The following is a 24,587-nucleotide window of genomic DNA, read 5'->3' as shown; positions in this document are numbered from 1 at the left end:
TGCCCGGGTGAGGTTCCGTCGGGTCTGTGGGTTGCGGATCGCTCCTGGTTGCCGGTGTGCTAGGAGCGCTGGCGGCCCGGCGACCTCGTGCGCCACGCGAACATCGCCAGCCGGAGCCTCGGGAGGTCGGCGGATGGTCCACGGAGAGCGGGCTGGGCGAGGCGGCGGCGGGGCGTTCGCGCGTGGCGGGGCGTTCGCGCTTGCCGGGGTGCTGGGGCTGCTCTGCGCGGGCTGCGATGAGCGGTCCGGGGTGAGCCCGGCCGCGAAGGCGGCGAAGAAGGTGCTCGGCGAGGCGTGCGCGGACGGCGCGGAGTGCGCGTCGTCGGTGTGCGCTGCGATCGGGGGCGTCTGCTCGACGGGCTGCCGGGTCGACCGGGAGTGCGGCGCGGGGTCCGTGTGCCGTTCGCGCGACGACGGTCCGGGCGGCGTGTGCAGCAGGCCGCAGGGCCGGGCGCTCGGCGAGGCGTGCATGACGGCGGTCGAGTGCCAGCACGGGCGGTGCCTGCACCGGACCGGCGCGCTGGATCAGCCGGGGCACTGCTCGGCGTACTGCGACAGCGCCGAGGATTGCCCGGCGGGCCTGAAGGCCTGCGAGGAGACCGCGGACAGCGCGGGCCGGAAGATGTGCCTCCCCGGAGAGGGCGAGGCGGGCGCGGTCGTGCCCGGCCCGAGGAGCAAGGCCTCCGGGCTGGAGGGCGGAAAGCCGGCCGGCGGGGAGGCTGCCGGCGCGGGGCGGTGAGCTCCCGGGCCGCCGGACGTAGCGCTCACGCCGCCGCGCGGATCGGCGGCAGGCGGAACGCGGCGCCCTCGGAGCGGCTGCGCCGGCGGAAGGCGCCCGGCGCCTCGCCCGTGCGCCGCTTGAACGCGCGGCTGAACGCGAACTCCGAGTCGTACCCGACCTCGGCCGCGACGGCGGCCAGCGAGCCGTCGCCCTCGGCGAGCAGCTCGGCCGCCCGCTGCATGCGGAGCTCGGCGAGGTAGCGGAGCGGCGGGACGCCGAGCTCGGCCAGGAAACGCCGCGCGAGCGCGGCGCGGGAGAGGCCCGCCGCCTTCGCGAGCGCCTCGAGGGTCCAGCGCTCCGCCGGCTTCTCCTGCATGAGCCGGAGCACGCGCGCGACGCGCCGATCGAAGGCGCCCGCGGCGCGCCCTGTGCGCGCGCGTTCATGGCAGTGCAGCGTGTAGGCGAGCAGCGGATCGAGGAGCGAGCGCGCCAGCCGAGCCTGCCCGGGGGAAGGATCCGCGAGCGCGGCGCGCAGCAGGCTCACGACGGCCGAGAGCCCCGGCGCGCACCGCACCTCGCCGGCGGCGAGGTGGACCACGGGCGCGAGGGAGGCGAGCGCCCCGGCGGGCGCGGCGGTGTAGGTGGCCGAGAGCAGCTCCGCCGGCGCGGGAGCGGCGCCGGGCGGCGGCGCGACGCAGCGGAGGCTCTGCTCGCAGGGCGCCGCGCCGCGCGGGCCGAACCCGAGGAGCACGAGGTCGCCAGGATCGAGCGGGAGGACGCGCTCCCCGTCCTGCGACAGGTGAAAAGAGCCTTGCACGACGACGTGGAGGCTCGGCGGATCAGCCGCGCCCACACGAAAGTGCGTCCCAGGATGCGCAGGATGCCGGGAGACCGCCACGCCGCGGGGAAGCTGCCGCTCCACGTCGTCCGCCATGCCGCAGGGTTGCCGCGCCGAGGCCGCTCGTCCAGCGCTCGTTCGCGGGTCGAGACGCGCGGGTATGACTCCGCGCTTCGCGGTCATGGCGCGCGGGCGGGGGCGGCCGGAAGCTCGGGGCCATGATGCGCTTCGATGCGACGCCGAACGAAGAACAGCTGCTCCCCCGCGCGCTGCCCGAGGAGGTCCGCAGAAGCCTCCTCAGGAGCCGGACCCTCCTGATCTTCGGGGAGATCACCAGCGAGCTGGCGCAGACGACGACGGCGCAGCTGCTCGCCCTCGCGAACGAGAGCGAGGAGCCGATCCGGATCCTCATCCACTCGCCGGGAGGGCACGTGGAGTCGGGGGATACGATCTACGACGTGATTCGCTTCATCCGGCCCGAGGTCAAGGTGATCGGCACCGGGTGGGTCGCCAGCGCGGGCGCGTTGATCTTCGTCGCCGCGCGGAGGGAGCACCGGTTCGCGCTCCCGAACACGCGCTTCCTGTTGCACCAGCCGCTCGGCGGCGTGCGCGGCCCCGCGTCGGACATCGAGATCGAGGCGGCCCAGATCCTGGCCGCGCGCGACCGGCTCAACCGCATCTTCGCCGAGGCGACCGGGCAGGAGCCCGCGAAGATCGCGCAGGAGACCGAGCGCAACCTGTGGATGACGGCGCGCGAGGCCCAGGCGTACGGCCTCGTGCATCGCGTGATCGAGAGCGCGCTGGAGGTCTGAGCGTCCGACCGCACCCCGGCAGCCTCGCGGCTCAGCGCTGACAGCCCCCGAGGAGGGACGCTCCGAGCAGATCGAGCTGCTCGACCGCGCGCTGCGGCCGGCGCGCGCGCCGGCCCGCGTCCGCCGCCGGGGTGGCGTCCCGGGAGGTCGCTCCCCGCGCGAGCTCCTCGCGGAGCGCCACGAGCTCGCGCGCGGGCAGGGTGCTCGTGTCGGTCACGAGCCGCGATCCATCACGGTAGCCGGTCCACACCGTGTAACCGTTCCGTGTGACCTCGATACCGAACCTCGGGCCATAATCCGTGATCTCGTAGCTGCGTCCCAGGGCGAGAAAGCTCCACTTCTTCATCGCGACCGTCTTGCCAGTGTCCATCGAGGCGGCTGGACCGGCCAACAAACCCGGTCCCGGTCATCGCCCAGGGCAGCTCCGCCCTCGCCGCCGCGCGCGCAGGAGCAAGCCGCCGGCCGCGGCCAGGCAGCTCAGGAGCACGCCGGCGCGCCCCCCGCCCGAGGCCTCGCAGGAGCAGCCGCCGCCGGCGCTCGACTCGGCTGCGCCCGCGCCCTCCGCGCTCCCACCGGCGCTCGTCCCGCTCCCACCCGCGCCCGCGGTGCCGCCGGGGCCCGCGCCGGACTCGCACGCGCCTGCGGCGTCGAGGAAGCTCGCCGTCCCCGGCCAGAGCTCGGGGCAGGTCCGGCCGGTCGAGCTCTCGCCCCCGCAGGCCGGCGGCGGGCCGCAGAGGCGGTCGAGCGTCAGGAGCGGCGAGAACGTCTTGCCGCCGTCCGTGGAGACGCCCGCGGTGAAGCCGTCCAGGGGCTCGTCGGCGCACGCGAAGAGGCCCTGTGGCGTCCAGGTCAGGCAGCGGACGCCGAGCTGCCCCACCTGGGTGAACTCCAGGGTCGCCGTCGGCGCGACCCACAGGCCGTCCATGTCGCTGCCGACCGCGATCCTCGTCCCGTCGGGCGAGAGGGCGAGGCCGAGGAGGCTCACCGCCTGGAACACCTCGCGCCAGGTGACGCCCGCGTCCTCCGAGACCAGCAGGGCGTCCGCGCCGTCGCCGTCGCGGCGCACATACACGACGTCGGGATCCTCCGGGTCCACCGCGCCGAGATACGGCAGGCTGCGATCGTCGCTGCCAGGGACGTCGAGCTCCTCCCAGGTCGCGCCGCGATCGTCCGAGCGCCGCACGATCCCCTGGAACGTGGGTCCGTTCCGGCGCCCGCTCACGTAGATGCGCCGCGGATCGCTCGGCGCGCTGTCCAGGGTCACGCCGAGGAACGTGCTCGGGAAATCGGCGCCGGCCTGGGTCCACGTCCTCCCGTCGTCCTTCGACTCCCAGACCTGGGTCAAGATCGCGTCGCCGGCCATGACGCTGGAGCCGAGCAGGAGGACGCTCGCTGGGTCCGCGCGGTCGATCGACAGGTCGACGATGTTGCGCTGGGCGAGCGGGCCCTCGGCGAACTGCCAATCGCAGCCGCGATCGTGCGTCGCGCTCAGCCCGTCGAAGAGCCCGGCGAGGATCGAGCCGTCGCCGGTGACGACCATCATGGGATCCTCGAAGCCGCTGTAGCCGATGGCCGTTTCGCAGATCCACGACCACCGCTCGCCGCCGTCGCGCGTGACGAGGGCGCCGTAGGTCGCGCGGACGACGATGTGGTCAGGATCGGCGGGATCGACGAGGATCTGGCCGGCGGAGGGGTATCGGCCGTTGGCGAGCGCGGGCGCCGCGGCGGAGAGGGCGAACCACGCCGCGGCGGCCCCAAGTCCCAGAGCGAAGCGGTTCATCGAAGGGAGGTTCATCCATCCTCCTGCGCAGCGCAACGCTTCGACAGGAGGTCTCGAGGCGCGGCGCCGGGCCGGGGAGATCCGGTGTTTCCATCGGGCCGCGACCCGCCGCTCTGCTGCGCGACGGCCAGGAGCGGCGTCCCCGGGCCGTCGCGCGCCGGACGCGCGCTACTGCCGCCGGAACCGCTGGTTCGTTCCGCTGTTGCAAGTGTACTGAATGAAGCTGGCGCCGTCAGCGGTGCTGGCCCCCGAGACGTCCACGCACTTTCCGCTGTTGACCGAGCGCAGCGAGACGACGCCGTCGCCGCGGTCGATGAGATCCCACTTCTGGCTGTTCTTGCTGGCGTCGCAATCTGACTGCGTGATGTTCGCCCTGTTGTTCCGGCTGGCCCCCCGCACGTCGAGGCACTTTCCGCTGTTCACGTTCTTCACGACCGCCGTGGTGCCGCTGAGGGTCTCGATCTGCCACTGCTGGTCGCCCGCCCCGGTACATGGCCGCTGGACGATGGTGGCGCCGTTGTCCAGGCTCGCCGCGTTGACGCCCATGCATTTGCCGGAATGGAGGACCGTCAGGCTCTGGCCGGTGGTACCGGTGCCGCCGTCATCGCCCGGGTCGCCGGGGTCGCCGGGGTCGCCGGGATCGCCCGTGCCGCCGGTGCCGCCCAGGCCGGAGATCTGGACCGCTGCGCCCGTGGGCGATACCGAGAGGAGCTTCAGCGTCGCGTTCGTCCCGAAGAGCTGATGAGAGGCGTTGACCACGAGCGGCGCGTCCCTGAAGTTGCCGCCCGGGACCAGGTCGAGCAGGTGCGCCCGGCCGCTCTCTCTCGACTGCGTGAAGAACGCATGGACGAGGACGCCGCGCCCGGAGCTGTTGCGCGAGTCGATGACGTTCGTCGCCGCGGGCTGGCGGAACTCGATATGGTACATGACGTCGTTCGGGCCCTTGACGCGCAGGAGCTGGATCCCGGTGCTCGCCTCGGTCATCGGGGCGAGTGTATAGGTTCCATCGCTGGCTGCCGTCATGACCTGCGATGACGGGATCCACCCGAGGTTCGCCTTGTAGTTGGCGTTGAAGTGCTGCTTCCCGCCGTTGCCCATCGGGTCGAACGGATCGCCGTACTCGTCGAAGGTGCACTCGTTGCTCATCGTCACCGTCGCCCCTCCGTTGCGGCACGTCCGCGAGGAGGCGTGCCACAGGCCGAAGTTGTGGCCGAGCTCGTGCACGACGACCTCGGGCCAGAGGCCGGCGATCCAGGTGGCGCTGCCGGGCTGCGCGCCCATGCCGGCATACCCGCAATCGATCTTCCCCATGATCATGAAGTGCTGGTATGCGCTGAGGTCGAAGCCGGCGTTCCGCGCCGCGGCCTTCGCCTCGTTCTGCCACCGGTTGTAGTCATCGCACTTGCCGAAGGTGATGTTGAACGGGCCGGCGACGTCGTACTCGAGCTGCATCTTCCCGAACGAGGAGCCCGCCAGGTGGGTCGCCGCGCCGGCCATGGTGTTGCGCACGTCCTGCTCCGTGCCGAGCGTCTGGCCGCCGTCGAACTGCACGCGCAGCGCCAGGACGCGCTTGGTCCCGGTCGTGACGAGCGCGCTCGTCAGCTCGCCGATCCCCTCGGCCGGCCGCATCACGTCGACGACAATCGCGCCGTCGTCGCCCTCGGTGCCGAACACGTCCACCGGTGAGCCGCTGGCCGTGCGCCAGTCGATCGCCGACTCGGCGCCGGGCGACGCCGTCGTCGTCAGCGCGTCCAGGTTGAGGCGCACGAACACCCCGTCTTCCCGCTCCAGCATGTACCGCGCCTCGCCATTGGCGACGGCGACGGTCAGCGTTCCGGAGGCGGTGGGGGTCGGCCCCGCTTCCTCGTCACCGGCGTCGATGCTCAGGCAGCCGGGCGCGAACGCGCACGCTGCGGTGAGGGCAACGGTGGAGAGGTGTGACTTGAAGCGCTGCATGGGATCTTCCTTTCCTGGCTCGGTCCGATACGCCCGTCGCCTCCGGAGGTCGGAGAGCGCCGCGCCATCCCCCCGGAGGAGCCTGGGCGAGGCGCGACGGAGCGCTGCCAAGGAGAGGCCGCAAGCGCCGCCAGCCTCTCCGCTGCTGATGTAACTTGACGGCCAACCCGCTCATCGCGTGGCGCGACCGTCGCTCGCGATCGTCACGCCACGTTGCCGTCAAGACACCCTCGCGAGTGCCTTTCCCATCAAAGCAAATTCGCGGCCACAGTCGTGCTCCCGGCTTGACACGGGCAGCTCGCCTCTCTCGGTGGAACAATCACGTGAGGGCGGCCGATGATCCAATCAGATATGATGTTTGCGTGATTGGCATGGATCGCGAGAGATCCTGAATGGACATGAAAACACCACCCAGCGTCAGCACGTGATCTGGCGCAGGGCGCTTGTGCTCGGCCGCTCGAGCGATTTGGGCCGGCATTCTGCGCGCTTTGTCGCGAGGGTGGCAATCCGTGGTCGAGGGTGAACGCGTGAGTCCTCCAGTGAGAGCGCCGGAGTCGGTGTGGGTCTACTGGCGCACTCAGAGCTCGACGCACGACACGGCGGCTCTACCGTCGCTCGCTGGCTCGCTGGCTCGCTGGCTCCGCCGCCGCCGCCGCCGCCGCCGCTGGTATAGATGCGCGCATGACCCTCCTCCAAGACGTCATCGCCGCGCTGGAGTCGATCGCCCCGCTCCGATTCGCCGAGCCCTGGGACAACGTGGGCCTGCTGGCGGGCGACCCGGCGCGGCCCGCGTCGGCGGCGCTCCTCGCCATCGACTACACCCCCGAGGTCGCGCAGGAGGCGCGCGATCTCGGCTGCGATCTCGTCGTCGCCTACCATCCGCCGCTCTTCGAGGCCGTGAAGCGCGTCGTCGCGCCGAGCCCCGTCTTCGCGGCGATCCGCGACGGCATCGCGCTGTATTCGCCCCACACCGCGCTCGACGTCGCCGAGGGCGGCACCAACGACGTCCTGGCGGACGCGCTCGGGATGTCCGGGGAACGCGCGCCGCTCAGGCGGGCGCCGTCGAAAGCGTGGCAGCACAAGCTCGTCGTCTTCGTCCCGGAGGATCACGTCGACGCCGTGGCCGACGCCCTCGCCGAGGCGGGCGCGGGCCGGATCGGCCGGTACTCGCGCTGCAGCTTCCGCACGGTCGGGACGGGCACGTTCTTCGGCGAGGAGGGCACGAACCCCACCGTGGGCGAGAAGGGCCGGCTCGAGCGCGTCACCGAGGTGCGGCTGGAGATGGTGTTTCCGCGCCATCGGACCGAGGAGGTCCTGCAGGCGATGCGCGCCGCGCACCCCTACGAGGAGGTGGCGTTCGACCTCGTCGAGCTCGCCGTGGAGCCGCTGCGGGCCGGCATCGGCCGGATCGGGCCGCTCGCCGGCGCCGCGCCCGTCGGCGAGCTGCTCGGCCGCATCAAGGAGGCTCTGGGGGTCGACGCGCTGCTCGTGGCCGGCCCCGAGCAGCGCGCCGTCTCCCGCGCGGCGACGTGCGCCGGCGCGGGCGGCGCGCTCCTCGACGACGCGATCGCGCAGGGCGCCGAGCTCTACCTGACCGGCGAGCTGCGCCACCACGACGCCCTGCGCGCGGCGAGCGCGGGCGTCACCGTGGTGTGCGCGCTGCACTCGAACAGCGAGCGCGCCGCGCTGAAGCGCCTGGCCGAGCGCCTCCGCGCCGAGCTGCCGTCGCTCCGCGTCGAGCTCAGCGCGCGCGACCGGGATCCGTTCTCGATCCGCTGACGGCGCGGCGAACCCGGGAAAGGGGAACGCGGAGAGGACCGGTAAGTCTGGCTGCCCCTCGAGGACGGGCGCTCGGACCCGCGAAGGCGCTGGACGAGGCGCGCACCCGCGAACAGCCTGCTCGCCCCATGCGCGACGATGCCACGCCTCCTGCCCGCGACCTGCGCGCGGATGACCCGGGCGCGGAGCCCGATGCGCCCTCGCCCGGCCTGCGCCGCGGCGCCGGCGTCTGGTCGACGCTCCGCGACGCGGTGAGCGGCAGCGGGCACGACTTCACCAAGGGCTCCATCGACCGGGCGATCGTCCTGCTCGCGATCCCCATGGTCATGGAGATGCTCATGGAGTCGCTCTTCGTCGTGGTCGACGTCTTCTGGGTGTCGCGGCTCGGCGCCGACGCGGTCGCCGCCGTCGGGCTCACGGAGTCGCTCCTCGCGGTGGTGTACGCCCTCGGGCTCGGCCTCTCGGTCGCGGCGTCCTCGACGGTCGCGCGGCGGGTCGGCGAGGGGCGCCACGAGGAGGCGGCCGCCATGGCGGGGCAGGCGATCCTGCTCGGGCTCGTCGCCTCGTTGCCCATCGCGGCGGCCGGCGGGCTGCTCGCGTCGCGGCTGCTCGAGGCGATGGGGGCGACCGCCGGGGTGATCGCGACCGGCACGCCGTTCGCCTCGATCATGCTGCTCGGCAACGCGACGATCCTGATGCTGTTCGTCATGAACGCGATCTTCCGCGGGGCCGGCGACGCGGCGCTGTCGATGCGGGTGCTCTGGCTCTCGAACGCGCTGAACATGGCGCTCGGCCCGTGCTTCATCTTCGGCCTCGGTCCGTTCCCGGAGCTCGGCGTGACCGGCGCGGCGGTCGGGACGACGCTCGGCCGCGGGACCGGCGTCGCGCTGCAGGTCTTCCTGCTCGCGCGCGGCGGCGGTCGCGTGAAGGTGAAGGCGCGGCACCTCGTCCCCGATCCGACGGCGCTCGCGGCGCTGCTCCGCCTCTTCGCGAACGGCGCCTTGCAGGCGCTCATCGGCACGGCGAGCTGGATCGGCATGGTGCGCATCCTCGCCCCGTTCGGGAGCGCGGTGCTCGCCGGCTACACGATCGGGATGCGGGTCATCGCGTTCGCGCTCCTGCCGGCGTTCGGGCTCGCGAACGCCGCCGCGACGATGGTGGGGCAGAACCTCGGGGCCGGGCGCCCCGAGCGGGCCGAGGCCGCCGTCTACCGCGCGGGCCTCTGGACCACGGTCATGCTCGGCGCGGTCGGCCTGGTCTTCGCGGTGGCCGCCGGCGCGATCGTCGGCGCGTTCACGGACGATGTCGAGGTGCTCCGGGCCGGCACGCAGACGCTGCGGATCGTGGCGTGCGGGTTCCTGTTCTACGGCTTCGGCATCGTGTTCACGCAGGCGTTCAACGGCGCCGGCGACACGTGGACGCCCACGATGCTGAACTTCGCCTGCTTCTGGCTCTGGGAGATCCCGCTCGGCTGGGGGCTCTCGCGCGCCGCGGGGATCGGCTCGGCGGGCGTGCCCATCGCGATCGCCGTGGCGTTCTCGACGCTCGCGGTCGCGGGCTGGCTCATGTTCCGCCGCGGCGCCTGGAAGCAGCGCCGCGTCTGAGGGGCGTCACCGCGCGCGGGAGCGCCCCTCGGACGCGCCGCCGCGCCGCCGCCGCTACCGCGCGGGGCGGGCGAGCCAGGCGTCGATGAGCTTGCGGGCGATGCTGAGCGGCGGCGGCAGCAGCGGGAGCGCGTCGCGGTGGAACCAGCGCGCGTCCTCGAGCTCGCGCGTGTCGACGCGGAGCTCGCCGCCCGTGTAGCGCGCGGTGAAGCCGACCATGATCTGGTGAGGGAAGGGCCACGGCTGGCTGCCGAAATAGGCGATGTCGGCGATGTCGACGCCCGTCTCCTCGTGGACCTCGCGCGCGACGCACGCCTCCAGCGTCTCGCCGGGCTCGACGAAGCCGGCCACGAGGCCGTACATGCCCGCAGGGAACCGCGCCTGCCGCGTCATGAGCAGGCGCGGGCCGTCCTCGACGAGCACGATCGTCGCAGGCGTGATCCGGGGGAAGTAGTTGCTCGCGCAGCGGCCGCAGCGCTTGACCCGCTCGTCCTGCCCGCCCTCGAGCTCGGCGCCGCACGCCGCGCAGTACTGGTGCGCCCTGTCCCAGTGCTGCACCTGGTACGCCGTGCCCGCCAGGTCGAACAGCTCCGGATCGATGCGCCCGTGGAGGCGCCGCAGCGAGACATAGGCGTGCCCCTCGGGCGCCGGCGAGCCCGGCGCGAGCTCCGCCGAGCGGCAGGGGCGCCCGTCGAGCTCGCCGAGCGGCTGGTCGCGCACGACGAGGACCCCGAGCCGGGCGAGATCGGCCGCGACGGGGACGTCGAATTCACCGCCGCCGTCGGCCGGCACGCGCGCGCGGACGAGGAGCTCGTCGCCGTGGAACGCGAACCACGCGATCTCGGCGGGCGGCGCGCCCGGGCGGCCGATCCCGGGGCGGAAACGGGCGGGCGGCATGGCGTCACGCCCGCCCGCGAGCCCGCGCGGGCTCCGCTGCGAGGGCCTGCGCTGCGCGATGTCCGCCTGCTGGAGAGCCGATCGGGTGCATGCGGGAGAGCTTAGCGCCTCGGGCGGGCGCGCGGGCCTGTCGGATCTGGGGAAGCACGCGTCGGATCCAGAGAATCGTCTGTGGATTCTGGGTGATCGCGCCCAGGATCCAGAGAATTGTCTGTTGATTTTGGGTGATCACGCGTCGGATCCAGAGAATCGTCTGTGGATTCTGGATGAACACGCCTCGGCTCCAGAGAATCGCGTGTCGGAGCGGGCGCTTTCGGATGAATCGAACAACAGCCCGATGACGAGGGGCAGGGAGGGCCTTGCAGGGCAGGGGATGGGCCGGCGATCGCCATCCCGGAGCAGATGACCCTGGCGGCGCACGAGGTCGATCACCTCGTCGCGCTGAAGCATGGTGGCGCGACCCTACCTGAGAATCTCGCCCTCTCTTGCGTCCTGTGCAACAAGCACAAAGGGACCGATCTGGCTTCCATCGATGGGGAGACCGGGGATTGGATAGCTCGAACGACGCGGACAACGACGTGGAACAGGTACGCCGGCGCTGGACCCTGCTCGCGGAGCGCCTTGGTGTCTGAGTTGCGCTCGCTGGCGGAGCTCGATGGCGCGGGACGCGCGCTCCTCGCGTGGTCGGAGGCGTCCCGCGTCCCATGCTGATCATCGGCGGCGACCGCGTTCCGTTGCCCCCGCATTTCGCCGCCTCCGCCGCCGACGCCCCGCATCTTCGTGCCAAAAAAAATGTGAGCGCGGCTATAGTGTGCCGATGGAGGTCGGGCCATCGAAACCGGATGCCCCCGCGTCGACGGCGGGCATCCCAGCGATAGGCGAGGTCTTCGCGCAGAAATACCGCCTCGAGCGCAGCCTCGGCCGAGGCGCCATGGGCGCCATCTTCGCCGCGGAGCACATCTCGCTGCGCCAGCGCGTGGCCGTCAAGTTCCTCCTCCCCCGCACGATGACGCTGCCCGGCGCCAGCGCCCGCTTTCTGCGCGAGGCGCGCGCCGCGGCGGCGATCCGGAGCGAGCACGTCGCCCGCGTCATCGACGTAGGCACGGCCGAGCTCGGCATCCCCTACCTCGTCATGGAGTACCTGCGCGGCCGCGATCTCCAGCAGGAGCTCGACTCGCGCGGCCCCTTGCCCGTGTCCGAGGCGGTCGATTACGTGATCCAGGGCTGCGAGGCCGTCGCGGAGGCGCACGCGCGAGACATCATCCATCGGGACCTGAAGCCGGGGAATCTCTTCCTCACGACCGGCGCGACCGGCGCGCCCATCGTCAAGGTGCTCGATTTCGGCCTCTCCAAGTCGGCCGCTCCCGAGGACGACGGCAAGCTCACGGCGTCGGAGATGATGCTCGGCTCCCCTTGCTACATGTCGCCGGAGCAGGTGCGGTGCTCGAAGCACGTCGACGCGCGCACCGATCTCTGGTCGCTCGGCATCATTCTTTATCAGCTCCTGACGGCGCGGTTTCCCTTCGATGCGTCCAAGCTCTCGGCGCTCTTTGTCGCCATCGTGACGCAGGCGCCCACGCCGCCGCGGGTGCACCGGATGGATCTGCCGGCCCAGCTCGAGGACATCATCCTGCGCTGCCTCGAGAAAGAGCCGGAGCTGCGCGTCCAGAGCGTGGCGGAGCTCTGCCGCGAGCTCGCGCCGTTCGGTACGGAGCACTCTGCCCGCGCTCTGGCGCAGATCGCGGCGATCGCCCGGGGCAGGGCCTTTCCCTCGTCACGGCCGCTCGGGCCCTCGGGCGACGGCGTCGCGACCACGCTTCCGGCCCCGGGCAACGACGACCAGGGCGCGTCGTCGACCCTGCCGCAACCGGATGCCGACCCAGGCGCGGACGCGGGGCGAGGTCGCTGCTCCACGGTGGTCGCGCCCGGCGCCGGCGACCACCTGACCACCCTGCCCAGCCAGGGCGCTGCGGTCGTTCCCCCCTCCAGCAGCGATGCCCCGTCCAGCGAGCGTCGCACGCTCCCCATCGTGCCCGCCGAGGACCGGCCCACGCTGACCCCGGCGCGGAGCAGCGGCCCCACGACCCCGGCGCAGGACAGCAGGCCCACGCTGAAGATGGTGCGGAACGACCGGCCCTCGTCCGGGGTGGCTCCCGAGGACGGCCCCACGCTGACGATGGCGCGCGAGGACGGCCTCGCACTGAAGATGGTGCAGGGGAGCGTTTTCGCGCTGAAGGTGGCGCAGGACAGCGGTGCCGCGCTGAAGGTGGCCTCCGAGGACGGCCCCACGCTGGCGATGGCGCGCGAGGACGGCCCCACGCTGGCGATGGCGCGCGAGGACGGCCCCACGCTGGCGATGGCGCGCGAGGACGGCCCCACGCTGACGATGGCGCGCGACGACTTCCCCACGCTGACGATGGCGCGCAAGCGGGGGGCGCCGCGGATGCAGCTCGAGGGCGGCACGCGAGCGGTGCCGCTGATGCAGCTCGAGGGGAGCGAGCGGGCGGTGCCGCTGACCCAGCCCGACGGGACGGAGATCGCCGGGAGCACGCACGACGGGACCGAACGCCGCCGCGATCGGTGGCGCACCCGCGCGTTCCGCTGGCGCCGCAACGCGGGCGCGTGGATCGCAGCCGCCGCCGTTCTGCTCGCCGCGGTAGCGCTCGGCGCGGCGCGCCGGCCCGGGAGCTCGGACGCGGCGTCGGCCGCCAGCTCGCCGTCGGGCCAAGGCGCGCCGATGACCCTCGCGAGTACGGCCGGCCCCGCTCCGTTCAGCACGCCCGTGCCAGCGCCCTCCGACGTCGAGCGCGCAGCGGCCCCGAAAGCGCTCGCGCAACCTGCGGAGCCGGCCGTGGCCGACACGTCCTCCGCGTGGGCCGCCGACGCCGCCGCCACGACGCCCGACCCCTCAGCCGTCCCCGAACAACGCCCGCTGGCGGTCCGGCCTCACAAGGTGCGGCGGCCCGGCACCCTCGCGCCCTCGCGCTCGGGCCCCCTCTCGCCGGAGAGGGACGTGTACGGCGGAGGCGGCGAGGACGTGTACGAGGGCCTGGAGCCGATCCGCGACAAGCGGTAGACCAGCCCCGCGTTCCCCGCGCGCGGGTCGGCCTCGCCGCACCGGGCGGGCCGCAGGGACAGGCATCATGGCGAAGAAGAAGCTCTCGGCCCGCGCCACCCGGCGCGAAAGCGATCGCACGTCGGCGAAGCTCACCCGCGACATCGAGCGGCTCGCGCTGCTCGAGCCGGGCCACTCCCCCGGGCGCGCCATCGCGCTCGACGCGGCCTCGCAGGTCGAGGTGGCCGCGCGGTCGATCCCGTGCCCGCGCTGCCGCGGCGCCCTCCGCATGGAGGACCACACGGCCGAGACGCTCGACGGCGTCCGCCTCCGCGTCGCGCAGGTCGCCTGCAGCGCGTGCGGCGCGCGCCGAAAGCTCTACTTCCGGCTCGGCGCCGCCTCCCTCAACTAGTTCCGCCCGCCAGAAGTCCGGCCAGGGATCCGGAGAGAGATTTCAACGCAAAGTCGCAAAGTCGCAAAAAGAACAAATCTCGGTCATTTTTGCGTCTTTGCGCTCTTGGCGTCTTTGCGTTGAAATCTCTCTTCGCTCGCGAGGCAGATCCCTGGCAGATTTCTGACCCGCGGTCCTAGCCCTGCCCGCGCCCGCGCCCCGCGTCAGTACCGCGGAATGCTCTCGTCGATGTGGATCGACCACGCGTCGATGCCGCCCTGGAGCGAGGCGACGCGCTCGTGGCCGAGCTTCTCGAGGATCGCGGCGGCCGAGAGGCTCCGGACGCCGTGGTGGCAGTACGCGACGACCAGCGCGCCCTCGGCGGGCGCGACCTCGTCCGCGCGCTCGGCGAGCTCGCTCAGCGGGATCAGCGTGCTGTCCGGCAGCGCGGCGATCTCGTGCTCGCCGGGCGTGCGCACGTCGAGGAGGACCACGGGCTCCCTCGCCTTCAGCTTCAGAAAGAGCTCTTTCACGGAAATCTGCTGGACCATGGTCTGCTCGCGATCGCCCCCGGAATGATACCGTAAACGCCTCTACCTATCCAAAGAGCTCCCCGGGAACAACCGCCTCTCACATCGCCGCCCGCTCCCTGACGAGCGCCGCGACCACCCCCACGAGCTCCGCCGGATCCAGCGGCTTCGCGACGTGCGCCTGGTACCCCGCGCCGAGCGCCCGCGCCTGGTCCTCGGCCCGCGCCAGCGCGCTCAGCGCGACGGCCGGCGTCGCGCCTCCGCGCGCCTCGCCGAGGCCCCGCATCCGGCGGATGAGCTGGAAGCCGTCCTCGCCCGGCATCCCGAGGTCGCTGACGAGGACGTCGGGCCGCTCCCGCTCCAGCGTGGCCATCGCCTCGGCGGCCGACGCCGCCGTCGTGACGCTCGCCGCGCACTCCTCCAGCACGCGCTGGGCGACCTCGCGCGCGTCGGGCTGGTCGTCGACCACCAGCACCCGCACGCCGGTGAGATCGGCCGCCGGGTAGTCGGCCAGCGCCTCGGCGCGCGCCGAGGTGGCCCGCTGCGTCGCGCCGGGCGCCCGCTGCGAGACGCCGGCGAGCGGCAGCCTCACCGTGAACGTCGCGCCCCGGCCCTCGCCCGGGCTCGCGACCCCCACCGTGCCGCCGTGCAGCTCGACCAGGTGCTTCACGACCGAGAGCCCGATGCCGAGCCCGCCGTGCTTCCTCGTCGAGGACGCATCCGCCTGCCGGAAGCGCTCGAACAGGTGCGGCAGGAACTGCGGGGCGATGCCCGGGCCGGTGTCGGTCACCGACAGCTCGGCGTGCGCGCCGGCGCGCCGCAGCGCGACGTCGATCCGACCGCCCGCCGGCGTGAACTTCACGGCGTTCGACAGGAGGTTCCAGGCGATCTGGTGGATCCGCGCAGGGTCGCCCCGGAGCGAGCTCGCCTCGGGATCGACGCTCGCGTGGATCGCGATCCCCTTGGCCTCGGCCGCGAGCTTGATCGCCTCGAGCGCGCTCTGGAGGACCCCCTGCAGATCGACCGGCTGGACGTCGAGCCGCAGCTTCCCCGACACGATCCGGCTCATGTCGAGCAGCTCGGAGACCATGTCGGCCTGGAGCCGCGCGTTGCGCTCGATGACCTCGAGCCCCCGCGCGAGCGCCTGCGGCTCCGGCGCCCGGCTCCGCAGGATGCGCGCCCAGCCCAGGATGGCGTTGATGGGCGAGCGTAGCTCGTGCGAGAGCGTCGCGACGAAGTCGTCCTTGACCCGGCTCACGCGCTCCGCCTCGTCGCGGGCGGCGCGCTCGCTCTCGAGCAGCTTCTGGCGCTCCTCCTCGGCCTGCCGCTCCGCGGTGACGTCATCGGTGATCCCCATGAACGACTCGACCGCGCCGTCGGGCCCGAGCTCGGCGATGAAGCGCGTCCGGTATCTCCGCTCCCCCAGGCTGAACTCGATCCGCTGCGGCTTGCCCGTCCTCGCGGCCTCCCGGCACGCGACCTCGCTGGCATCGCACGTCTCCCTCGGGAGGCCGGCGTCGGCGGCGTGCCTGCCGAGGTAGTGCTCGGGCGGGAACCCGGTCATCGCCTCGACGGCGGACGTCGCGAACGTGACCCGCATCTCCGGGTCGAGCCGGAAGATCACGTCGGGCAAGCTCGCCATCAGCGACGTGAGCTGCCGCTCGCGCCGGCGGAGCTCGTCCTCCAGGCGCTCGCGCTCGGCGATGACCCGCCGCGCGTCGTCGAGCGCCGCGCGGAGCCGGCGCTCGCTCTCGCGCAGCGCCTCTTCCGTGCGCTTGAGCCGGCTGATGTCCAGACAGAGGCCGACCCAGGAGGTGATCTCGCCCCGCTCGTCGCGGATCGGGACGGCCCGGTCGAGGACAGGGTGGACGGCGCCGTCCGCGCCCAGACAACGGAGCTCTTCCTCGAACGGCTCGCCCGTCCGCAGGCACCGCGCGAAGATCGCCACCTTGTGCCGGTCGTCGGGGTGGAGCGCGTTGAGCCACCCGTCCTCCGAGCACTGCGCCTGGGTCATCCCCGTCATGCGCAGAAACGCCTCGCTGGCATAGACGTTCCGGCCCTCGCGGTCGGTGACCCAGAGGCCGTAATCGAGGGACTCCCCGATGGCGCGGAAGGCCCGCTCGCTCTGCCGGAACGCCTCCTCCGCGCGCCGGAGCGGCGTCATGTCGAGCGCGAGCACGAAGCCGCCGTCCTCGAACCGCCCCCGGGGCAGCAGACAGCCGCTCACGAGCATCTTTATCGGCGTGCCGTCGGGCCGCACATAGGTCCTCTCGAAGGGCGTGAACGTCCACCCGCTCGACAGGACCTCCGCCCGGGCACGGTCGTCGGCGGGGCGCTCCTCCGGCAACAGGTCGGAATCCCAGCGGACCAGGTCGGCCGCGAGATCCTCCCGCGGGTGGCCCACGAGCCGCAGATACGCGTCGTTCGCCTCGACGATCCGCCCGTCAGGCATCCAGAAAGCCATCGGGGCCATGTTGCTGTAGAAGAGCTTCCGCAGCCTGGCATCGCTCTCCGCCAGCGCCTGCTCCGCCGCGAGCGCCCGCTCCTCTGCGCGCCTCCGGTCGGTCATGTCCTCGACGAACACCACCGCGCGATACGGTCGGCCCCGGGCGTCGCGGACCAAGACGCCAGTCATCTGGAGCGAGCGGACGCCGCCGTCCTTGCAGCGGCAGCGCATCTCGAACGTGAGCTCCTCCGCGTCGGCGTCGAGCAGCGAGCACCACGCCGCCTGCGCGCCTGCCCGGTCCTCCGGCAGGGCCAGATCGAGCAGCTTCTTCTCGAGCAACTCCCGCTCCGCGTAGCCCAGCAGCTGGCAGAGCGAGCTGCTGATGCGCAGGAGCCGCCCGCTCGGCGCGTCGACCTGCACGCTCCCCCTGCCCGGACCGCGTACCGCCCAGGCCGGATGTCCGGCGCTCTCCCCCATTGCTGTCTGTCTACTCTTCCGCTCTTCCGGCCACCGGCGCGCTCGACCTGTCCCCCGGACGTGCGCGCGCGGCTCCCCCGTTTCGTCCGGCCACGCTATCACGAACACGCCGGGGCGCGGCAGCATGGCAGCCGGATCGAGCCCACGCCCTCGCCTCACCGGGGCTGTCCCCGGAGTCCGTTCCGTCCGGGTCTCGCGCGGAGCCGGGCAATCCGACTGGGACATGGAGGAGTTTGCTTGCATTTTTCCCTGGAACCAGGCTTCTGCAGGGGGCGCCCCCTTGACGGGCGTCCCAGCCGCCATGGATCAATCCGCTGCTCCGCTCCTCGCCCGCCTCCCGCCGTCGTCCCACGACTTCGTGGCCGACGATCTCTTGAACGGCTTCCTCGACTATGTCGCCGAGCGGGGACTCGAGCTCTACCCGGCGCAGGAGGAGGCCATCCTCGAGATCTTCGGCGGCAAGAACGTCATCCTCAACACCCCGACCGGCTCGGGCAAGTCGCTCGTCGCGGCCGCCATGCACTTCAAGGCGATGGCCGAGGGCATGAAGTCGTACTACACGTGCCCGATCAAGGCGCTCGTCAGCGAGAAGTTCTTCTCGCTCTGCAACGACTTCGGCCCCGAGAACGTGGGTATGTTGACCGGCGACGCGGCGGTGAACCGCGACGCGCCCATCCTCTGCTGCACCGCGGAGATCCTCGCGAACATCGCGCTCCGCGAGGGTGAGAAGGCGCTCTGTGACTACGTGGTCATGGACGAGTTCCACTACTACTCGGATCGCGACCGCGGGGCGGCCTGGCAGATCCCGCTGCTCACGCTGCCTCAGGCGAGGTACTTGCTCATGAGCGCCACGCTGGGAGGCACCGAGTTCTTCCAGGAGGAGATCACGCGGCTCACCGGCGAGCAGACCGCCGTCGTCAAGTCGACGGTGCGCCCGGTCCCGCTCGACTACGAGTACCGCGAGACGCCGCTCCACGAGACGGTGGCGAACCTCGCCAAGAACGGCAAGGCGCCGATCTATATCGTGAGCTTCACCCAGCGGGCCTGCGCCGAGGAGGCGCAGAACCTGATGAGCCAGGACTACTGCACCAAGGAGGAGAAGCGGGCGATCCACGCCGCCCTCGCCGGGGTGAAGTTCTCGAGCCCTTATGGCCGCGAGGTGCAGCGCTTCGTCAGGCACGGCATCGGGCTCCACCACGCGGGGCTCTTGCCGAAGTACCGGCTCCTGGTCGAGAAGCTGGCGCAGCAGGGGCATCTCAAGATCATCTCGGGCACGGACACGCTCGGCGTCGGCGTCAATATCCCGATCCGCACGGTGCTGTTCACGAAGCTCTGCAAGTTCGACGGCGAGAAGACGGCCGTCCTGAGCGTGCGTGACTTCCAGCAGATCAGCGGCCGGGCTGGCCGGAAGGGGTTCGACACGCAGGGGAGCGTCGTGGCGCAGGCGCCGGAGCACGTCATCGAGAACATGAGGCTCGAGGCGAAGGCGGGGAGCGACCCGGCGAAGCGGCGGAAGATCGTCAAGAAGAAGCCGCCGGAGAAGGGCTATGTGCACTGGGATCGAGCGACGTTCGAGCGGCTGATCCAGTCGCCGCCCGAGCCGCTCGTGTCGCGGTTCCAGGTCACGCACGGCCTGCTGGTCAACGTGCTCGGCCGCGAGGAGGGCGGGTGTCGTGCGCTGAAGCGGCTCATCCGCAGCACGCACGACCGGCCCGCGGTCCGGCGGCAGCACGGCAAGACCGCGATGCTCCTCTTCCGCTCGCTCGTGGAGGCGCGCATCATCGAGTTCGTCCCGAGGGAGGACGGGCCTGGCAAGCGTATCCGCATCAACGCGGATCTCCAGGAGGACTTCTCGCTGAACCACGCGCTCTCGCTCTATGTCCTCGAGACGGTGGCCAAGCTGGATCCCGAGAGCGGCACGTATCCGCTCGATCTGCTCACGCTCGTCGAGTCGATCCTGGAGAACCCCGAGCTCATCCTGCAGAAGCAGCTCGATCGGCTGAAGACGGAGAAGCTCGCGGAGCTCAAGGCGGCGGGGGTGGAGTACGAGCAGCGGATGCAGGAGCTCGACAAGCTCGATTATCCGAAGCCGAACCGGGAGTTCATCTACGGGACGTTCAACGACTATGCGCGGCGGCACCCCTGGGTGGGGCAGGAGAACATCCGGCCGAAGGGCGTGGCGCGCGAGATGTACGAGCAGTACCTGTCGTTCGGCGAGTACATCCGCGAGTACAACCTGGAGCGGGCGGAGGGGTTGCTCCTCCGGTACGTGTCCGAGGTGTACAAGGCGCTGGTCCAGACGGTGCCCGACTACGCGAAGGACAGCGACACGATCGATATGATCGCCTATTTCCGGGCGCTCATCCGCGGCGTGGACTCGAGCTTGCTCGACGAGTGGGAGCGGCTGCGCGACCCGTCGTACCAGCCGCGCGCGGGGGCCTCGGGCACGGTCGAGCCGACCGCGTTCGACGTCACGCGCAACACCAAGGAGTTCACGGTGCTCGTCAGGAACGAGCTGTTCTTCTTCCTGCGCGCGCTGTCCCGCCGCGACTACGAGGTGGCCGCCGAGATGGTCGAGGGCGAGGAGGCGCCGTGGACCGCCGATCGGCTGGAGGAGGCGCTCCGCGGATATCACGCGGAGCACGCCGCGATCCGCACCGACCCGGCGGCCCGGAGCCCGAGCAACACGATCATCCAGCCCGCCGAGGACGGCGGCTCCTGGGCGGTCCAGCAGATCATCGCCGATCCGGACGACCACAACGACTGGATGCTCGACTGCAAGGTGGATCTCGAGCGCTCGCGCGACGCGGGGCGCCCGGTCATCGTGCTCCGGCGTGTCGCGAGCTGACGGGCCTCGGGTCCACGCGCGCGCACACGCGGATCAGCGTCGCCGGAGAGGCAGCGTCGCCGGAGAGGCAGCGTCGCCGAAGAGGCAGCGTCGCCGAAGAGGCAGCGTCGCCGAAGAGGCAGCGCGCTCGATACGACGTGTCCTCCAGCTCTGCCTGATGCACGGGCTCATGGATGAGAACGTGCACTTCGCGCACACGGCCCACAGGATCGAGGCGCTCATGGCCGCGGGCGGCGGTTCGACAGGGGCGTGTTCCCGGGCGAGCGGCACCGCTACCGGTCGCCGGCGGCGAGCCATTTCGCGAACCGCACCCTCGTGGAGTACCTGACCGAGCACCTCTCCGCGGTGCGCGCCCGGGCCGGTGCGCCCGCCGCAGCGCGGCGGCCTGCGAATCGCATCTGCCCCGGCCGGAGGCATCCATGCAGAAGCTTGCACAGGTGAACAAGGACAAGGCCATCGACCTGCTCAACGAGCGGCTGACGTTCGAGCGCGCGAGCGTGAAGCTCTACGACTCCGTCATGGAGAAGGTGGGCCGGACGGCCGATCCCGGCCTGCTGAACCTGCTAGGCCAGCTCAAGACCCATCGGGATCAGGAGAAGGAGCACGAGGAGTGGCTCGAGGCGCAGATCCGCGCGCTCGGCGGGGACGCGCACGCCGAGACCGAGATGTCGCGGCTGATCGCGATCGAGTCGCAAGGCATCGAGCAGGTGGTGCTCGACGGGGATCAGAACCCGACCCACCTCTTCCACGCGCTGCTCACCGCGGAGCTCGTCGACAACGCCGGCTGGGAGCTCCTGCTGGAGCTCGCCGACGAGGCGGACGACGGCGAGGCGAGGGACGAGCTCCGGCGCCGCCTGCACGAGGAGGAGGACCACCTCATCCTCACGCGCGAGGTCGTCGAGCGGCTCACGCGCAAGGAGCTGCTCGGGCCGCCGGACGAGGCCATCGCGGCGGCGCATCCGACGTGACCGACCCGGCGCCGGGCGGCGCGCGCCCTCGGGATCAGCCCCGGCGCGGGGCGGCGCGGGGCGATGCGCCGCGCTTCGGTTTCTCCGCGGCGGGGGCGGCCTTGTCGCCGCCGTCGCGCGCCTTGACCCTCCTGGCCGCCTTGGCGGCGGCCGGCTTTGCGGCGCCGGCCCTGGCCGGCTTGGCGGCGTCCGGCCTGGCGGAGGCGGCCCTGGCTGGCTTCGCAGCGCCGGCCCTGGCCGGCTTGGCGGCATCCGGCTTTGCGGCGCCGGCCCTGGCCGGCTTGGCCGCCGGCGCGGCGGCCGGCTTCCGGGTGGCCCATACCTTCTGGATGTAAGCGGTCGCGTCCGGCGTCTTGCAGCTCGTCTCGCCGTGATCGACGTCGACCTTGCCGATGCGCCTCGCCGCCGTGAGCGCCTTTCCCCGCAGCGGCTCGTTCCGCGAGCCGATGCCGATGAGCGCGCTGTTCATCGCTTCCCGCGCGCGGTTCCCGGCCTCGTGGATCGACGCCTCGAGCACCGAGAGCCGCTCCTCGAACAGGCTGTCGGGCAGCGACGGGTCCCCGGTCGCGAGCGCGCCGAGGAGCGTCCAGCCCGCCCGGCCGACCCACTCGTCGTCCGATGCGGTCCAGCGCGCCATCGCCTCGCGGGCGAACGGCGTCTTCGCGGCGATGTGCTTCACGAAGAGGTCGACGAGGAGCGGCGAGCGCAGGCCGTCGAGCCACGCCTCGAGCTGATCCCGGGTGAAGCGCCCCGGATCGGCGATCGCCGCCGCCAGCGTCCGCGCGTCGGAGTTGCCCGTCGCCCAGAGCGCCTCGGCGAGCTCGTGATCGCGCTTGATCCGCTTCTCCAGCGTGTTCATGTGGGCGAAGCTCACGCCGAAGAGCGGATCGGTCGCGCCGTGGCGCCGGTAGACTTTCCGGTTCTGCTCGGTGCCGAGCCGCTCGAGCTCGCGCATCACCTCGGTGAAATTCATGGCTCTCACCTAACCTTTCTGTCCATTACGCGCTCGCACCAACTTTTTTCGCGCAAACCGCTTCGGGGGGCGAGCTTGTCGACGCGGCACGGGGCGCGCCCGCGGCGTCGACCCTGTGCGTCGCGCCGGCGGCCTGGGCGCCGCGGGCGGCCGTCGCCGAGCGCCGTCGCGACCGTCGCGGCGCCGTGCTACCTGTGCGCTCCGCGGCGGGTTCGACCGCGATGGCGAGCAGCGGTACTCTCCCGCAAGGAGCGACGCATGGCCTTTGAGCGCGACACCTCGCTCGTCCCGATCCGGCCGCCGGGCGAGGACGAGCTGCCGTACGACGACGGAGAGCCGATGGAGTCTCAACGGCACCGCCAGCAGATGGACCTCCTCATCGAGGCGCTGGAGCTATCCTGGAAGGATCGCGACGACGTCTTCGTCAGCGGCAACATGGCCATCTACTTCAGCGAGCTCCAGGCGAAGAAGAACGACTTCCGCGGGCCGGACGTCTTCGTGGTGCTCGACACCGTGAGGCGCGAGCGCAAGTCCTGGGTCGTCTGGCAGGAGGACGGAAGGACGCCCGACGTCGTGATCGAGCTGCTCTCCGAGACCACCGAGAAGGTCGATCGCACGGACAAGATGCGGATCTACGCCAAGCTCCTGCACGTGCCCGAGTACTACCTGTTCGATCCGTTCACGGGCGTCCTCGAGGCGTATGCGCTCGAGCTCGCCACGATGTCCTACGCGCCCGTCGCACCCGGCGCGAACGGCGACGTGGCGAGCCGGCGGCTGCACCTCGGGCTCGGCGTCCGCCGCGGCACCTACCACAACCTCGAGGTCGACTGGCTGCGCTGGCTCGACGCCGAGGGGCGTGTGTTGCCCACGGGCGAGGAGCAGGCGCGGGCGGCCGAGGAGCAGGCGCGCGCCGCCGACGAGCGGGCCCGCGCGGCGCACGACGAGGCGAAGCTGCTCGCCGCTCGGCTGGCCGAGTACGAGCAGCGGTTCGGCACGCTGCCCGGCGGCGAATCGCGCTAGCCCCGTCGAGCCCGCCCGCCCCGGCCCGCGCTCACCCCTTCAGCCGCTGCAAGGAGCGCCTCGGGCGCGGGCCCACGGAGACCGGGCCCACGGAGCCCCGTTCCCCCCGCCCGGGCCGAGCAGCGCCCGGCGCACCAGGGCGCCCCGCTCCTCGGCCACCCGGACCTTCTCCTCGAAGTGGGCCCTCACGTGCGGCTGGTTCCGCTCCGCCGCGCGCGCCGCCATACGGTGCGCCAGCGCCGCGGTGTCCTCGATCGTGCGGAGCGCGACCCACAGCGCCGCCTCGAGCGCGTCCGCCTGCACGTCCTCCAGCCCCTCCGGGGAATAACGATGGCCGACCTTGCACTGGAAGGTGAGCGTCGCGCCGTCGCCGTTCCGGGTCAGGTTGCCTCCGCAGTCCGGACACGTGAATTCAATCTCGGGTGCCTCCACCTTTTCCCCCACGAGCCCGCGAGGCGACTCCGCCTCCGCGGGCGCCTCTCCCGCGCTCTGCTGCACCAGATCGGCCAGCAGCGGCGGGAGGCGCGCCAGGGGGACGCAGTGATCCACGGGCACGTTGTCGCGCGCGCTCTGCGGCATCTCCGGGAACAGAGCGTCCCTGGGATCCTGGACCACGGCGATCCCGCCCCGGCGCTTGATCTCCAGCAGGCCGGCGGTACCGCAGTCGCGCATGCCGGAGAGCACCACGCCGACGACGCGCGGGCCGTACACCTCGGCCGCGGTCCGGAACAGGGCATCCACCGCCGGCCTGTGGCCGTTCTCCTTCGCTGTGCGCACCACGCGCACGAAGCCGTCGTCGAGCATCAGGTGGTTGTCCACCGGCGCGATGTAGATGCGCCCCCGCTCGATCAGCGCGCCGCCGACCGCGGCCGACACGGGCATCCGGGTCGTCCGCTCGAGGATCTGCGGGAGCATGCTCCGGGCCGTCGGCGGCAGGTGCAGGACCACGAACAGCGCCGCCGGCAGATCCGAAGGCAGGCCTCCGATGAGCGCGATCAGCGCCTCCACGCCCCCGGCCGACGCCCCGATCGTGATGATGTCGTGTCCTGGCACGGTGGGCCTCGTCGAGGAGATGGGGTTGTGAAAGAGGGAAGACGCGCCCCGTCGCAGCGTCGCTCACGCAGCCGGGCGCACCACGCGATCCATCGTGCTCAGCAGCGCGGCCATGCTGGCCGGCTTCTGGAGGAACGCCGCCGCCGAGAGCTCTTTCGCCGCCTGCCGGAGGTCCTCCGGCATCCGCGCCGAGAAGATCACGAGGGGCGGCCTCTCCGGCACCTCCTGGAGCCGCTCGACCAGCTCGGCCGTCGTCGCCCCCTTCACCGTCAGATCGAGCAGGGCGGCCTCGTAACGCCGCTCCGTCAGCGCGGCGATCGCCTGGTCCGCCGTGGAGGCCGACTCCACCTCGTAGCCGGCCATCCCGAGCATCTCGGCGAGCATATCGCTCGAGTCTCGATCATCCTCGATCACGAGGATCTTCGCCCTGGTCGCCATG

General features: G+C 72.1%; 19 protein-coding genes and 1 pseudogene. 10 read left to right on the top strand and 10 right to left on the bottom strand.

All coding sequences use genetic code 11. From position 1 onward, the window contains the following. Positions 1–133 precede the first annotated feature (133 nt). Entirely contained in the window at positions 134–739 is a 606-nt protein-coding gene (locus WMF36_RS23370) for a hypothetical protein (RefSeq protein ID WP_437572950.1), read from the top strand. Positions 740–764: 25 nt separating this feature from the next. Here the strand turns inward: WMF36_RS23370 and WMF36_RS23365 are convergent, their stop codons facing one another. Beyond that, complete coding sequence (locus WMF36_RS23365) at positions 765–1,655, bottom strand: AraC family transcriptional regulator (protein WP_437572949.1); 891 nt, start codon at positions 1,653–1,655, stop codon at positions 765–767. Positions 1,656–1,777: 122 nt separating this feature from the next. On the opposite strand from WMF36_RS23365, the gene WMF36_RS23360 reads away from it, so the two are divergent. Continuing rightward, positions 1,778–2,371, top strand: coding sequence for an ATP-dependent Clp protease proteolytic subunit (locus WMF36_RS23360; protein WP_437572948.1), 594 nt, complete (start codon positions 1,778–1,780; stop codon positions 2,369–2,371). A gap of 31 nt (positions 2,372–2,402) precedes the next feature. Here WMF36_RS23360 and WMF36_RS23355 read toward each other — a convergent pair whose 3' ends face one another. From WMF36_RS23355 to WMF36_RS23345, 3 genes are all read right to left on the bottom strand, one after another. Then, positions 2,403–2,741 carry a hypothetical protein gene (locus WMF36_RS23355; RefSeq protein ID WP_437572947.1) on the bottom strand — a complete coding sequence of 113 codons (339 nt, stop codon included), beginning with the start codon at positions 2,739–2,741 and terminating at the stop codon, positions 2,403–2,405. A gap of 36 nt (positions 2,742–2,777) precedes the next feature. Beyond that, positions 2,778–4,166, bottom strand: a complete 1,389-nt coding sequence (locus tag WMF36_RS23350; protein WP_437572946.1) for a WD40/YVTN/BNR-like repeat-containing protein — start codon at positions 4,164–4,166, stop codon at positions 2,778–2,780. 153 nt (positions 4,167–4,319) lie between these two features. Then, positions 4,320–6,107, bottom strand: a complete 1,788-nt coding sequence (locus WMF36_RS23345) for an RICIN domain-containing protein (RefSeq protein ID WP_437572945.1) — start codon at positions 6,105–6,107, stop codon at positions 4,320–4,322. A 681-nt stretch (positions 6,108–6,788) separates the two neighbouring features. On the opposite strand from WMF36_RS23345, the gene WMF36_RS23340 reads away from it, so the two are divergent. Continuing rightward, on the top strand, positions 6,789–7,886 hold the full coding sequence (locus tag WMF36_RS23340; RefSeq protein ID WP_437581839.1) for a Nif3-like dinuclear metal center hexameric protein: 1,098 nt from the start codon (positions 6,789–6,791) through the stop codon (positions 7,884–7,886). A gap of 128 nt (positions 7,887–8,014) precedes the next feature. Continuing rightward, complete coding sequence (locus WMF36_RS23335) at positions 8,015–9,490, top strand: MATE family efflux transporter (protein ID WP_437581838.1); 1,476 nt, start codon at positions 8,015–8,017, stop codon at positions 9,488–9,490. 54 nt (positions 9,491–9,544) lie between these two features. Here WMF36_RS23335 and nudC read toward each other — a convergent pair whose 3' ends face one another. Further along, entirely contained in the window at positions 9,545–10,387 is an 843-nt protein-coding gene (gene nudC / locus WMF36_RS23330) for an NAD(+) diphosphatase (protein WP_437581837.1), read from the bottom strand. 402 nt (positions 10,388–10,789) lie between these two features. Here nudC and WMF36_RS23325 point away from each other — a divergent pair, with 402 nt between their 5' ends. The 3 genes from WMF36_RS23325 (at position 10,790) to WMF36_RS23315 (ending at position 13,854) form a co-directional block, all read left to right on the top strand. After that, the gene (locus WMF36_RS23325) at positions 10,790–11,098 is read left to right on the top strand and encodes an HNH endonuclease signature motif containing protein (protein ID WP_437581836.1); all 309 of its coding nucleotides are present in this window, start codon (positions 10,790–10,792) and stop codon (positions 11,096–11,098) included. A gap of 106 nt (positions 11,099–11,204) precedes the next feature. Then, positions 11,205–13,463: a serine/threonine-protein kinase gene (locus WMF36_RS23320; RefSeq protein WP_437581835.1), complete on the top strand. Its 2,259-nt coding sequence runs from the start codon at positions 11,205–11,207 to the stop codon at positions 13,461–13,463. Positions 13,464–13,530: 67 nt separating this feature from the next. Then, on the top strand, positions 13,531–13,854 hold the full coding sequence (locus WMF36_RS23315; RefSeq protein ID WP_437494625.1) for a hypothetical protein: 324 nt from the start codon (positions 13,531–13,533) through the stop codon (positions 13,852–13,854). 203 nt (positions 13,855–14,057) lie between these two features. On the opposite strand, the gene WMF36_RS23310 is transcribed toward WMF36_RS23315, so the two are convergent. Both WMF36_RS23310 and WMF36_RS23305 read right to left on the bottom strand, forming a co-directional pair. Next, on the bottom strand, positions 14,058–14,384 hold the full coding sequence (locus WMF36_RS23310; protein WP_437581834.1) for a rhodanese-like domain-containing protein: 327 nt from the start codon (positions 14,382–14,384) through the stop codon (positions 14,058–14,060). A 79-nt stretch (positions 14,385–14,463) separates the two neighbouring features. Beyond that, complete coding sequence (locus tag WMF36_RS23305; protein WP_437581833.1) at positions 14,464–17,286, bottom strand: PAS domain-containing hybrid sensor histidine kinase/response regulator; 2,823 nt, start codon at positions 17,284–17,286, stop codon at positions 14,464–14,466. A 301-nt stretch (positions 17,287–17,587) separates the two neighbouring features. On the opposite strand from WMF36_RS23305, the gene WMF36_RS23300 reads away from it, so the two are divergent. Both WMF36_RS23300 and WMF36_RS23295 read left to right on the top strand, forming a co-directional pair. After that, complete coding sequence (locus WMF36_RS23300; RefSeq protein WP_437581832.1) at positions 17,588–20,134, top strand: DEAD/DEAH box helicase; 2,547 nt, start codon at positions 17,588–17,590, stop codon at positions 20,132–20,134. Between the two features lie 419 nt (positions 20,135–20,553). Further along, on the top strand, positions 20,554–21,102 hold the full coding sequence (locus WMF36_RS23295) for a DUF892 family protein (protein ID WP_437581831.1): 549 nt from the start codon (positions 20,554–20,556) through the stop codon (positions 21,100–21,102). A gap of 322 nt (positions 21,103–21,424) precedes the next feature. Here WMF36_RS23295 and WMF36_RS23290 read toward each other — a convergent pair. Beyond that, positions 21,425–22,075, bottom strand: a pseudogene (locus tag WMF36_RS23290) (DNA alkylation repair protein); the annotation flags it as partial. Positions 22,076–22,333: 258 nt separating this feature from the next. Between WMF36_RS23290 and WMF36_RS23285 the strand changes: the two are divergent. Further along, entirely contained in the window at positions 22,334–23,095 is a 762-nt protein-coding gene (locus WMF36_RS23285; protein WP_437581830.1) for a Uma2 family endonuclease, read from the top strand. Between the two features lie 39 nt (positions 23,096–23,134). On the opposite strand, the gene WMF36_RS23280 is transcribed toward WMF36_RS23285, so the two are convergent. Together WMF36_RS23280 and WMF36_RS23275 are read right to left on the bottom strand one after the other, a co-directional pair. Continuing rightward, complete coding sequence (locus WMF36_RS23280) at positions 23,135–24,148, bottom strand: chemotaxis protein CheB (protein WP_437581829.1); 1,014 nt, start codon at positions 24,146–24,148, stop codon at positions 23,135–23,137. Positions 24,149–24,211: 63 nt separating this feature from the next. Beyond that, on the bottom strand, positions 24,212–24,586 hold the full coding sequence (locus tag WMF36_RS23275) for a response regulator transcription factor (protein WP_437494611.1): 375 nt from the start codon (positions 24,584–24,586) through the stop codon (positions 24,212–24,214). Between the last annotated feature and the right edge of the window lies 1 nt (position 24,587).

This window comes from Sorangium sp. So ce887, from assembly GCF_051521455.1.
In the GTDB taxonomy this organism is placed as follows: Bacteria; Myxococcota_A; Polyangia; order Polyangiales; family Polyangiaceae; genus Sorangium.
Note: the sequence above shows the minus strand (reverse complement) of the source record. Positions and strands in the feature narration are given on the sequence as shown.

Excerpts from the sequence above, each read along its gene's own strand:
- WMF36_RS23370 (WP_437572950.1), top strand. The coding sequence starts at position 134 with ATGGTCCACGGAGAGCGGGCTGGGCGAGGCGGCGGCGGGGCGTTCGCG.
- WMF36_RS23365 (WP_437572949.1), bottom strand. The coding sequence starts at position 1,655 with ATGGCGGACGACGTGGAGCGGCAGCTTCCCCGCGGCGTGGCGGTCTCC.
- WMF36_RS23360 (WP_437572948.1), top strand. The coding sequence starts at position 1,778 with ATGATGCGCTTCGATGCGACGCCGAACGAAGAACAGCTGCTCCCCCGC.
- WMF36_RS23355 (WP_437572947.1), bottom strand. The coding sequence starts at position 2,741 with ATGGACACTGGCAAGACGGTCGCGATGAAGAAGTGGAGCTTTCTCGCC.
- WMF36_RS23350 (WP_437572946.1), bottom strand. The coding sequence starts at position 4,166 with ATGAACCTCCCTTCGATGAACCGCTTCGCTCTGGGACTTGGGGCCGCC.
- WMF36_RS23345 (WP_437572945.1), bottom strand. The coding sequence starts at position 6,107 with ATGCAGCGCTTCAAGTCACACCTCTCCACCGTTGCCCTCACCGCAGCG.
- WMF36_RS23340 (WP_437581839.1), top strand. The coding sequence starts at position 6,789 with ATGACCCTCCTCCAAGACGTCATCGCCGCGCTGGAGTCGATCGCCCCG.
- WMF36_RS23335 (WP_437581838.1), top strand. The coding sequence starts at position 8,015 with ATGCGCGACGATGCCACGCCTCCTGCCCGCGACCTGCGCGCGGATGAC.
- nudC (WP_437581837.1), bottom strand. The coding sequence starts at position 10,387 with ATGCCGCCCGCCCGTTTCCGCCCCGGGATCGGCCGCCCGGGCGCGCCG.
- WMF36_RS23325 (WP_437581836.1), top strand. The coding sequence starts at position 10,790 with ATGACCCTGGCGGCGCACGAGGTCGATCACCTCGTCGCGCTGAAGCAT.
- WMF36_RS23320 (WP_437581835.1), top strand. The coding sequence starts at position 11,205 with ATGGAGGTCGGGCCATCGAAACCGGATGCCCCCGCGTCGACGGCGGGC.
- WMF36_RS23315 (WP_437494625.1), top strand. The coding sequence starts at position 13,531 with ATGGCGAAGAAGAAGCTCTCGGCCCGCGCCACCCGGCGCGAAAGCGAT.
- WMF36_RS23310 (WP_437581834.1), bottom strand. The coding sequence starts at position 14,384 with ATGGTCCAGCAGATTTCCGTGAAAGAGCTCTTTCTGAAGCTGAAGGCG.
- WMF36_RS23305 (WP_437581833.1), bottom strand. The coding sequence starts at position 17,286 with ATGGGGGAGAGCGCCGGACATCCGGCCTGGGCGGTACGCGGTCCGGGC.
- WMF36_RS23300 (WP_437581832.1), top strand. The coding sequence starts at position 17,588 with ATGGATCAATCCGCTGCTCCGCTCCTCGCCCGCCTCCCGCCGTCGTCC.
- WMF36_RS23295 (WP_437581831.1), top strand. The coding sequence starts at position 20,554 with ATGCAGAAGCTTGCACAGGTGAACAAGGACAAGGCCATCGACCTGCTC.
- WMF36_RS23285 (WP_437581830.1), top strand. The coding sequence starts at position 22,334 with ATGGCCTTTGAGCGCGACACCTCGCTCGTCCCGATCCGGCCGCCGGGC.
- WMF36_RS23275 (WP_437494611.1), bottom strand. The coding sequence starts at position 24,586 with ATGGCGACCAGGGCGAAGATCCTCGTGATCGAGGATGATCGAGACTCG.